A 10,603-nucleotide genomic window follows, 5' to 3' on the forward strand; every position below is an offset into this window, starting at 1 on the left:
ACCGAGGACGCCGTCAACGACGTACGCAACGTCCTCGCCGCAACCGTCAACCCGGCCGACCCCGCCGGAGTCAAGGTCAGCCGCCCCTCCGACGCCCTGGAAGCACAACTCGCCGCCAAGAACACCTTCACCGGCCTGTTCGTCGGCCTCGGCGCCGTCGCCCTCCTCGTCGGCGGCGTCGGAGTCGCCAACACGATGGTCATCTCCGTCCTCGAACGCCGCCAGGAGATCGGACTGCGCCGAGCCCTGGGCGCCGGACGCGGCCAGATCCGCCTCCAATTCCTCACCGAGGCAATCACCCTCTCCGGCCTCGGCGGCATCGCGGGCGTACTCCTCGGACTCACCGTCACCAGCGGATACGCCCACGCACAGGGATGGCCACTCGTACTCCCCTGGCCCGCCATCCTCGGCGGCGTCGCCGCATCCATCGCCATCGGCGCACTCGCCGGCCTGTACCCGGCCGGCCGCGCGGCACGACTACCACCCACCGAAGCACTGAACTCGGGCTGAGGACCGGACACGGGCGGGATCGGCCGAGCCGGCCGGATCGGGTCCGGATGTCGTCCGGACGGAACCTCGGCAGAGTCCGGGCACCGGCTGGGCACTGATCGGCACTGATCGGAACTGATCGGCACCGATTCGGTATCGGCCCGGCACCGACCCGGCTCGGATCCGTACCGCGTTCGGCTCGACCCGGCCCGTTTCGATCCCATTGGGGTGTCGTCCGGCGCCGATTGCACTTCGGTATAGCCGTCCGCAGCCACTCGCGATCGCCCTCGACCCGAAGCGCCCTCCGTTGAAGCCGCCCGTTCGTGGATTCCACCATCCGCGATCGGGCGGCTTCGCTACGTGCGACGTCCGAATCGGCTCCGGCGCTCGCGGGGGGATGCCCCCCAACGCCGATTCCTGCCGATCGTGGCTTCGGATTGGGAGGCTTGTCGAGCCCTGGGGCACGCGCGCTTCGAGCGAGGGGCGAGCGCCTGGCTGGACGACTGGGAGACCCGGCCCGGCGACGGCCTCGTTCTCAATCTCCGTGGGCCATACACCTAGGCGGCGTTCTCCTCCGGGCGGGGAAAGAAGGGGAGTTCGAGGTAGACGCGGTCGGCGGCGGCGAGGATGGCGGAGGCGTCGTCGACCGGTGGGTGGATGGCCTGGTTGATCCATGCCTTGATGGCCGCGCCGTCCGCGCCCGAGGCCATCACCTTGCGGTCCCAGCCCCGGGTGAAGATCGCGCCGGCGCCGCCCAGGTCCAGGCAGGTGACGTACGGGCCGGGGGTGAAGTCGCGCAGTGGCAGGTCCAGCAGGTCGGCCGCCGCGTTGTACCCGGCGACCTTGCCGAGCGGGGTGGCGTGTTGGCATGCCTGCATGACTGTGTGCTCGGCGTCGTACGCCGCCGCGGCCGTGTCCCCGGCGACGAACACGTCGGGAAGCGCGCGCAGCCGATGGTCCACCGGCACCCGGCCGAGGTCGTCGAGCTCGGCGGAGATCTGCCGGGTCAATTCGCCGGCCTTCATCCCCACGCACCAGACCACCGCGTCCGCCTCGACCCGGGTGCCGTCGGCGAGGACGGCATGGCTTGCTCCGACCTCGGTGACCGTGGTCTCCAGGCGGCGTTCGATGCCCAGCTTGTCCAACGCCGCCTCGATCTCCTCGCGCGGGCCGGGACCGAGTTGGTCGGCGACCACCTCCGATCGGTCCACCAGCAACACCCGGCCTCGGGCGGCCAGTGCGGTCGCGGCCTCCAAGCCGACGAAGCCGGCGCCGACCACGACGGCGGAGTAGTCCGCACGGTCGCGCAGATGGTCGGTGAGTCGCCGGGCGCCGTCCAGGGTGTCGATGTCGAAAAGCCGTTCGGCGCCGGGCAGGTCCTTCGGCGTGACGAGTTTGCTGCCGGCCGCCAGCACCAGGCGGTCGTAGGCGATCTCCTCGCCGTCGGCCACCAGCACGCGGCGATCGGTGTCGATCGCGTCGACCCGGGACCGCACATGGCGGACGCCGATCGGATCCAGGATCCTGGCGAGCTCCACCTTGGCCAGATCCGGCTCCGGCTCGTACAGGCGCGGCCGGAGCACCAAGTGCTCGTTGGGCGCGACGAGGGTGATGCGCAGGTCCGCGTCCCCGCGTGCCAGTGCCGCTCCCGCCGCGCTCCACACACCCGCGAAACCGCCCCCGATGATCACCACGTGTGCCATCCCGTCGTCCTCTCTCGTGCGTCGCCCCCTCATGGAGGGGCTTCGGCAGGGAGACAAGACAGCGGGTTCAGATGTGACCGACGCGGGCGAGCTTCTCGGGATTGACGAGCCTTCTGAACGTCGTGATCCGTCCGTTGGCGACTTCCACGGTGTCGAGCCAGACCGGTTCACCGCCGCTGTAGGTGACCAGGGCCGGGTGCCCGTTCACCTCAAGGATCCGGAACGCGTCCGGGCGCCTGATCCGGATCTGCCCGACCGCGAGCAGTGCGATCGTCTCGGCGCCGTGAACCGGCCTGCGCGCGGCGGTCGCCTTGCCTCCGCCGTCCGCGATGTAGACGGCGTCGGGATCCAACAATCCGACAAGTTCGGCAATATCCCCCGCGTCGGCCGCGGCCTTGAACGCTTTGAGGACGCGTTCGGTCTCGGCCTTGCTCGCCCGGGGCCGCTCCCGAACCTCGGCGACCCGCGCCCGCGCACGGGAGGCGAGCTTGCGGCCGGCGGCGGGTGTACCACCGAGCACCTCGGCGATCCTGGCGAACGGGAAGTCGAAGACGTCATGCAGGACCAGTGCGACGCGTTCGGCGGGAGAAAGCGTCTCCATCACCACCAGCATCGCGGTGCCCACCGAATCGTCCATGAGCACCCCGACGGAGGCGTCCGGCCCGGTCACCAGCGGCTCGGGCAGCCATGGACCCACGTAGCACTCGCGTCGGACCCGCGCGGATTTCAGCACGTTGAACGACATTCGGGCGGCCATCGTCACCAGCCAGGCCCGCAGATTCCGCACCTCGGACACATCCTCGGCGGCACTGCGCAACCAGACCTCCTGCGCCACATCCTCGGCATCCGCGACCGTACCCAGGATCCGGTAGGCCGCCCCGAAGACCGCAGGGCGATGCGACTCCCAGTCGGTCTCCGTCAACGTGCCGGTGAGTTCCAACCCGGTCTCCCTGTCCTTCGGATCGGTTCGGTGCTGGACCTGCGATCCTAGGCAAGCCACTCCCCCATCCCGGGCCGGGGTCGGCCACGCCGGCGCGAAGCCCGCCGCGGGTACCGAGGGATTCGGGCCGGCTGAGCAGTTGCGCGTGCACCCCGGTGTTCTCCCGGAGCGCCGTGTCCAACCACGCGCGGCCCCGGCGAGGGCCGGGGCCGCGCGGCTTTCGGTGGTCCCTATCGTGCGGTGAGCGTCCACACGGTGTGTGTGCCGTCGGAGGCCACGGGCTCGACGGGCTCGACGGGCGCGTCGCCGCGTACGGAGGGCGGCTTGTGGAGTTCGGCGGCCGTGACCTTGGGGTCATCGGGGCTGCCCAGGCGTACCTCGCCGCGCTTGAGGGCGTCGGCTGCGCTGATCTTCGGCTTCGGCGTGCTGCTCGCGGAGGGGCTGTCGGTGGAGGCGGCCGAAGGGGCGGGGAGCCACTCGTTGTTGGAACCCACCCAGGCGCCGCGCCAGGCTGTGCCGTCCCATGCGTAGGCGGCCGTGAACGAGGCGTGCCAGCGGCCGAGACCGCAGTGGCCGGTGCTTTCGTACCCGACGCCGAACGTGCCGGCGGGGTTCCGTGCCGGTCCGGCCTTGAAGCAAGGCACCCAGACGCCGGCGGGCATGTCGTAGACCGTGAAGCTCGTGAAGTCACGAAGGTCACGCAAGCGGCCGGGCTCGACCGGCCGACGCACCACCCACCCGACGGCCTCGCGGGCGGCCGGCGTCCCGACCCGCCTGGTGAAGCCGGACAGGTCTCGACCTCAATTTGGGCGCGAAACGCGGGAGCACAGGTTCGGCCGCCTCCCCCGACAGTCCCTGACGGCTTTGTGCCGTAGGGCCGTTCGGCCCTTCACGCCACGCGTGGTCGGCGCGAGCGTGGGAACGAGCGGAGTTCAGACGACGCACGAGAGGAAGACCGATGACGATGGCGATTCCCGAAAGTCCGGACCTGACCACGGTCGACGCATGGTGGCGGGCGGCAAACTACCTCGCGGTGGGCCAGATCTACCTGAGTGGGAACCCGCTTCTGACCGAACCCCTGCGCCCCGAACACATCAAGCCGCGCCTGCTCGGGCACTGGGGCACCTCCCCCGGCCTGAACCTGATCTACGCCCACCTGAACCGGGTCATCCGCGAACGCGGCACGCACGCCCTGCACGTCACCGGCCCCGGCCACGGCGGCCCCTCCGCACTCGCCGCGTCGTGGCTGGACGGCACCTACAGCGAGCGCTACCCGAACGTCCCCCAAGACGCGGACGGCATGGTCGCGCTCTTCCGCCAGTTCTCCTATCCGGGCGGCGTCCCCAGCCACATCGCCCCCGGCGTACCGGGCTCCATCCACGAGGGCGGCGAACTCGGCTACAGCCTCTCGCACGCCTTCGGCGCCGCCTTCGACAACCCCGATCTGGTCGTGGCGTGTGTGATCGGCGACGGCGAGGCCGAGACCGGGCCGCTCGCCGCGTCCTGGCACGGCAACAAGTTCCTCAGCCCCCGTACCGACGGCGCGGTGTTGCCGATCCTGCACCTGAACGGCTGGAAGATCGCCAACCCGACGCTCCTCGCCCGGATGCCGCGCGAGGAACTGGACGCGCTGCTGACCGGCTACGGATGGCGCCCCATCCACGTCGAGGGCGACGAACCCGCCCGCGTACATGCCGCGTTCGCCGCCGCGCTGGAGGAGGCGCTCGACGACATCACCCGGCTCAAGGCGACCGCGCAGGGGCGCCCGAGGTGGCCGGTGCTCGTCCTGCGCACCCCCAAGGGCTGGACCGGACCGGTTGCCGTGGACGACCTGCCCGTCGAGGGCACGTGGCGCTCGCACCAGGTTCCACTGGCAGGAGTACGCGAGAACCCCGAGCACCTGGCCCTGCTCGAGACGTGGATGCGCTCCTACCGGCCCGACGAACTCTTCGACGAGGGCGGCCGGCCCACCCCGATCGTGCTCGCCAACGTGCCCGCCGGCGACACCCGCCTGGGCGCCGTACCCGAGGCCAACGGGGGCACCGTACTGCGGGACCTGCCGCTGCCCGACCCGAACGCCTTCGCCGTCAAGGTGGTCGAACCCGGCGCGTCCTCGTCGGAGCCGACCCGGGCCCTGGGCGAGTACCTGCGCGAAGTCTTCGCCCGCACGGCGACCCGACGCGACTTCCGGCTGTTCGGCCCGGACGAGACCGAGTCCAACCGACTCGGCGCCGTCTACGGTGCGACCGCCAAGGCCTGGCAGGAACCGATCACCGACCTCGACACCCACCTGGCGCCCGACGGCCGGGTCGTGGAGATCCTCTCCGAACACACCTGCCAGGGCATGCTCGAGGGCTATCTCCTGACCGGGCGGCACGGCGTCTTCTCCTGCTACGAAGCCTTCACCCACATCGTCTCGTCCATGTTCAACCAGCACGCCAAATGGCTGCACGCCTGTCGCGAGATCGGCTGGCGCCCACCCATCGCCTCGCTCAACTACCTCCTCACCTCCCACGTCTGGCGCCAGGACCAGAACGGCTTCTCCCACCAGGACCCCGGCTTCGTCGACAACGTGATCAACAAACGACCCGAGGTCGTCCGCGTCTACCTGCCGCCGGACACCAACACCCTGCTCTCGGTGAGCGACCACGTATTGCGCAGCCGCGGCCTGGTCAACGTGATCGTCGCCGGCAAGACGCCCAACCCCGACTGGCTCACCATGGACGAGGCCGTCCTGCACTGCACCCGCGGAGCCGGGGTCTGGGAATGGGCCTCCAACGACGACGGCGACCCGCAGGTGGTCCTGGCCTGCGCCGGAGATGTACCCACCCTGGAAACCCTCGCCGCCGTCGACCTGCTCCGCCGACACCTGCCCGAGCTGCGGGTGCGCGTGGTCAACGTGGTCGACCTGATGCGGCTGACCCCCGAGAGCGAACACCCGCACGGCATGCCCGACACGGAGTACGACGCGCTGTTCGGCACGGACGTTCCGGTCATCTTCGCCTACCACGGCTACCCGTGGCTGATCCATCGCCTCGCCTACCGCCGCCACAACCACGACCAACTGCACGTACGCGGATACAAGGAATACGGCACCACGACGACCCCGTTCGACATGGTCGTCCTCAACGACATGGACCGCTACCAACGCGTGATCGACGTGATCGACCGCGTCCCCGGACTGGGTTCGCGCGCCGCGACGGTGCGTCAGGCCATGGCCGACGCACGCACCCGGCACCACGCCTGGATCCTCGACCACGGCGAGGACATGCCCGAAGTCCGCGACTGGACCTGGCCGAACGACCCGCCTGCCGGCCGCTGACCCACGCCGGGGCCCGCACCGGAGTCCGCGCCACCCGCATCGGGACGCGTCGCCGAGTCCTTCGCGGGCCCCGGCACGTGGTCCCGCCCGACACCCGGCCGCCGGCTGCTCCGCCGGCCCCATCGGCGGGTACTGCCTGCGCCACGGCAGCACCCCCGGTGGTATTCGTCCCCACGCCGAACGCCTGATCCCGCGCACCGCCGAACGTGCGAACCCGGTGATCGGGTTCGGGCGTTCGGCGGAAACAGTCACGCCACGAAGCGGCGACCGGCTGTCGCCGCTCCCCGGGGGTTGACCGTCGGGCCCTCGCGGGGCCGAAAGCTCCCTGCCGCCGCGGAGGTTGCACGGCAAGGCACCCCGCGGTCACCCACGACCGGCCGTCGGCGTTCGGTGGTACAGCGTCACGGGTGTGTACGGCCACGTCGGCGTGAAGGGGGCCAGGGCCCGTCGAACGGCACCTCGGACGCGGCGGACGGCGGTGGCCGTCGGGGACGCCCCGACCGTGACGTCCGCGAGGACCATGCCCTCGCGCACCGTCAGGTCGACGTGCACGTCGGCGGGGGCGGTCACGCCGGCGAGCGCGAGGGACACGGCCCGGGTCACCACGCGGTGGGCGGTGGGGCCCACCGGGGAGAACGCCGTGCGACAGGCCGACTCGACGTCGGTTCGGCGACACACGACGTCCGCGCGCGCGAGCATCGCGTCGTGTGTGTCGACGGGTCCGCAGACCACCAGTGGAACTCCGGCCACGAGCGCGCACATCGCCCCCTGCTCGCGCTCGGTCCGCGGCCCCGCGTTCGCGCGCACGTCCACGACGACGTCGATGTCCGGGGCGAGCAGGGGACAACCGCGTCCGGCCGCCCACGCCACACAGGGCTCCTCCGGTTCCGCCCCCGGTTTCTCGTGACAGCGCAGCACGGTGTGTCCGGCCTCGGCCAGATCCGTCGCCACCTGCCGGCATCCGCCCGAGTGCGACTCGGTGATCACGATCTTCAGTCCCCGTCGGTGCACGATCCCTCCCCTGGGTCGCGTCCCAGACTGTCCGCTCCCCCGGGGATCGGGACAGGGCCGAACGCCTCTCCGGGGATGACTCGTTCGGACCTGCGGCCCGCCCCCTCGCGTGTGCGCGCGCGCCAGCCCACTCCGGGTGGCGCGCACCGTGGCGCCGCAGGCTTCAGCTCGCCGCCTCGCGGGTTTCGCGCGCGATCCACACATCCTCGCCGGCGGTGACGACCACGGTGCGTACCTGCGCGCCCGCCTCGCCGATCTCGGCATCGGCCCGTGTCCGGGCGTTGGCCTCGAGGTTCACACGCACCCCCAGGAAGCGCAGTTCGGCGGCGACGTCGGCGCGCAGCGTGTCGTCGTGCTCGCCCACACCGCCGGTGAAGACCAGGACGTCCAGGCCGCCCATCGCGGCGGCCATGGCGGCGATCCTGGTGCGCACCCGATAGGCGTAGATCCCGCGCGCGAGCCGGGCGCGTGGATCTCCCGCGTCGGCGTCCGTCCGGATCGCGCGCATGTCGCCGCCGTGCCCGGCCAGCGCGCTCAGGCCCGCCCCGTGCTCCAACACCCGCTCGAGCTCGTCCAGTTCGATGCCGTTACGAAGCAGCCACACGAGCATGCCCGGGTCCAGGTCGCCGGCGCGGGTGGCCATCACCAGGCCCTCGGTCGGCGTGAAGCCCATCGTGGTGTCGACGCAGATCCCGCCCCGGATCGCGGCCAGCGACGCCCCGGCGCCGAGATGGCAGCTGACCACACGCGCCGACGAGGGTTCCAGACCGGTCAGTTCGCATGCTCGGGCCCCGGCGTACGCGTGCGAGAGCCCGTGGAAGCCGTAGCGGCGCAGGCCCCATTCGGCGCGCCACGCCTCGGGGAGCGCGTAGGTGCTCGCCTCGGCGGGGAGCGTGTGGTGGAAGGCGGTGTCGAAGCAGGCGACCGCGGGCAGTTCCGGACACAGCTCACCGATCGCGTCGATGCCGGCGATCGCCCGGCCTTGGTGCAGAGGCGCGAGCGGGCGCAGCGCGGCGATCCGCGCGTACACCCGCGGATCCAGTCGTGCCGGGCCGGTGAACTCCGCGCCGCCGTGCACGATCCGGTGTCCGACGGCGTCGACGGTCCCGGCCGCGCGCACGAACTCGGCGATCTCCTCGGGTGGAATCGTTTCGGCGCAGCTCAGGTTCGAGGTGCACGCGATGGTGTCGTCCGGCTCGACGACCGACAGCTTCAGGCTGGACGAGCCGGCGTTGACGACCAGGACACGCCCGCAGGCGACGGCGCTCGTGGAAGAGGCTGCGTCAGCAGGCATCGCGCACCACCGTGTCGGCCAGGGCGCGCAGCCGCTCGCGATCGGCGACGAGTGCCGCGTCCATCGGACGCCCGTACCAACGCGCGACGGGTCGCCACCACGGGCGCCGTGCGGCGTGCGTTTCGGCTTCGCGTACACACCATTCGAGGTCGGCCAGGACCAGGGACATCAGCGCCGGCGACGAGGTGGCCGCGCCCGGTGGGAGTCCGATGTCCATCGAGCGCAAGTACAGCGTGCACGCCTTCGTGCGGCGACCGACGAGGCGACGGCGCGCGGACGTGGGGGTCGTTCCGGGGTGTGCGAAGAGGAACACGGCAACCGCCTCCTGAGATCCGGGCATCGAGACGCTTCCCAGGACAGCGCACTTCACGCCGGCACGCCCGGGCCGAACGGCCCTGCGCCTCGGGTAGCGCGGCCCTACCCGGGATCGGCGGCGGCACGCTGAAGGTGTCCGCCCGCCCATACGGACCGGCGCGCCGAACCCGGACGTCCTCGGACCCGCTGTCGGCTCCGAGGACATCGACGCGTCCGCCGGGGCACTCGGGCCCGTCGTCTCAGGTCCTGTGTCGCTCGGCGTCCTGGTGCAACTCGGTCGCGTAGACGGCGGCCTGGACGCGGCGCTCCAAGCCGAGCTTGCTCAGTACCGCCGAGACGTAGTTCTTGATGGTCTTTTCCGCCAGGCCGAGGCTCTCGGCGATCTCGCGATTCGTCTGGCCTTGCGCGATGTGCTCCAGCACCTGCTTCTCGCGTTCGCTCAGCCCGGTGGGGCCGGGTTCGGCGGTGGGTCCCTTGCGTACCCGATCCAGGACGCGCGTGGTCACCGCCGGGTCCAGCAAGGATTGGCCGGCGGCCACCGCACGCACGGCCGCGATCAGGTCCTGTCCGCGGACCTGTTTGAGCACGTAGCCGGCCGCGCCCGCCATGATCGCCGCGAACAGCGCGTCCTCGTCGTCGTAGGAGGTCAGGATCAGCGCGTTGATCTCGGGAAAGCGGGAACGCACCTCGCGGCACACGTCGATGCCGCTGCCGTCGGGCAGGCGTCCGTCCAGGATCGCGACGTCCGGACGCAGCGCCGGGATGCGCCGCGTGGCCTCGGCGGCGGAGCCCGACTCGCCCACGATCTCGATGTCGGATTCGCCACCGAGCAGGTCGGCGAGGCCCCTGCGGACCACCTCGTGGTCGTCGAGCAGGAACACGCGAATGGGCGGTGTCGGCACGGCCCTCCTCCGAAGGTCAGTCGTGACTCCATGGTCGGACGTCGAAGACGCCCGTGCCCGTCACCGTAGCGCGGGCGGTGCAGCCCCGGGAGAACGGTCGACAGATCGCGGCCGGTCGGGACGCGGATCACCGTGCCGTCCGCGTCCACGACGAACAGGGCGTCGCGGCGGTGCTTCAGGAGTTCCTCCCCTGCCGCGATCACGTCGGTTTCGGGGACGACGAAGGTGGTCTCGGTCCCGGCGAGGGCGTGTCCGGCGGTGTGCTGTTCGAGACCCGGCGGATCCAGGGCCCACACCGCGGCGAGGTCGCGGATCGGACCGAGCACCCGATCCCCTCGACGACGCCGCTACCCGGAATCACGATGGTGTCCATGTGGCGAGGGGCAGACGGGCCCACCAGGGTTTGACACCATGGGCCCGAAAGCGTTTCCGCGGGTAACCGATGCTTGGAGGAGTGGTTGTGGCGTCGGACGAGCGACCGGCACTGCCGCGGTTGCGCCTGGACGAGCTGCTGGACGAGCTCCAGGCGCACGTGGAGGTGGTCCGCGCGACCCGGGATCGGGTGAACGGGCTGCTGGAGGCCGTCCTGTCCGTCGGCAGCGACCTGGACCTGGAGACCGTGCTCCG

At 71.3% G+C, this 10,603-nt stretch carries 10 protein-coding genes; 3 read left to right on the top strand and 7 right to left on the bottom strand.

Features of this window, described 5'->3' with window-relative positions:
• Positions 1-510, top strand: a 510-nt coding sequence (locus tag ACIBSV_RS50375) for an ABC transporter permease (protein WP_395874703.1), incomplete at its 5' end; no start/stop codon positions are given.
• 536 nt (positions 511-1,046) lie between these two features.
• Here the strand turns inward: ACIBSV_RS50375 and ACIBSV_RS50380 are convergent.
• The 3 genes from ACIBSV_RS50380 to ACIBSV_RS50390 all read right to left on the bottom strand — a co-directional run bounded on the left by ACIBSV_RS50380 (position 1,047) and on the right by ACIBSV_RS50390 (position 3,836).
• On the bottom strand, positions 1,047-2,192 hold the full coding sequence (locus ACIBSV_RS50380) for an NAD(P)/FAD-dependent oxidoreductase (protein ID WP_395874704.1): 1,146 nt from the start codon (positions 2,190-2,192) through the stop codon (positions 1,047-1,049).
• A 67-nt stretch (positions 2,193-2,259) separates the two neighbouring features.
• Positions 2,260-3,132: an RNA polymerase sigma factor SigJ gene (gene sigJ, locus ACIBSV_RS50385; RefSeq protein WP_395874706.1), complete on the bottom strand. Its 873-nt coding sequence runs from the start codon at positions 3,130-3,132 to the stop codon at positions 2,260-2,262.
• Positions 3,133-3,362: 230 nt separating this feature from the next.
• Complete coding sequence (locus ACIBSV_RS50390; RefSeq protein ID WP_395874708.1) at positions 3,363-3,836, bottom strand: hypothetical protein; 474 nt, start codon at positions 3,834-3,836, stop codon at positions 3,363-3,365.
• Between the two features lie 254 nt (positions 3,837-4,090).
• Here ACIBSV_RS50390 and ACIBSV_RS50395 point away from each other — a divergent pair, with 254 nt between their 5' ends.
• Positions 4,091-6,454: a phosphoketolase gene (locus ACIBSV_RS50395; protein ID WP_395874710.1), complete on the top strand. Its 2,364-nt coding sequence runs from the start codon at positions 4,091-4,093 to the stop codon at positions 6,452-6,454.
• Between the two features lie 363 nt (positions 6,455-6,817).
• On the opposite strand, the gene ACIBSV_RS50400 is transcribed toward ACIBSV_RS50395, so the two are convergent.
• The 4 genes from ACIBSV_RS50400 to ACIBSV_RS50415 form a co-directional block, all read right to left on the bottom strand.
• Positions 6,818-7,465, bottom strand: coding sequence for a hypothetical protein (locus ACIBSV_RS50400; protein WP_395874712.1), 648 nt, complete (start codon positions 7,463-7,465; stop codon positions 6,818-6,820).
• 163 nt (positions 7,466-7,628) lie between these two features.
• On the bottom strand, positions 7,629-8,759 hold the full coding sequence (locus tag ACIBSV_RS50405; RefSeq protein WP_395874714.1) for an acetate/propionate family kinase: 1,131 nt from the start codon (positions 8,757-8,759) through the stop codon (positions 7,629-7,631).
• Positions 8,749-8,976, bottom strand: a complete 228-nt coding sequence (locus tag ACIBSV_RS50410; protein ID WP_395874716.1) for a hypothetical protein — start codon at positions 8,974-8,976, stop codon at positions 8,749-8,751. The genes ACIBSV_RS50405 and ACIBSV_RS50410 overlap by 11 nt, the downstream gene beginning before the upstream one ends.
• Positions 8,977-9,313: 337 nt before the next feature.
• The gene (locus tag ACIBSV_RS50415; protein ID WP_395874718.1) at positions 9,314-9,976 is read right to left on the bottom strand and encodes a response regulator; all 663 of its coding nucleotides are present in this window, start codon (positions 9,974-9,976) and stop codon (positions 9,314-9,316) included.
• 53 nt (positions 9,977-10,029) lie between these two features.
• Between ACIBSV_RS50415 and ACIBSV_RS50420 the strand changes: the two genes are divergently transcribed.
• Positions 10,030-10,383, top strand: coding sequence for a hypothetical protein (locus ACIBSV_RS50420; RefSeq protein ID WP_395874720.1), 354 nt, complete (start codon positions 10,030-10,032; stop codon positions 10,381-10,383).
• The last annotated feature ends 220 nt before the right edge of the window (positions 10,384-10,603 follow it).

The sequence above is a fragment of the Embleya sp. NPDC050154 genome (assembly GCF_044460165.1).
Classification (GTDB): Bacteria; Actinomycetota; Actinomycetes; order Streptomycetales; family Streptomycetaceae; genus Embleya.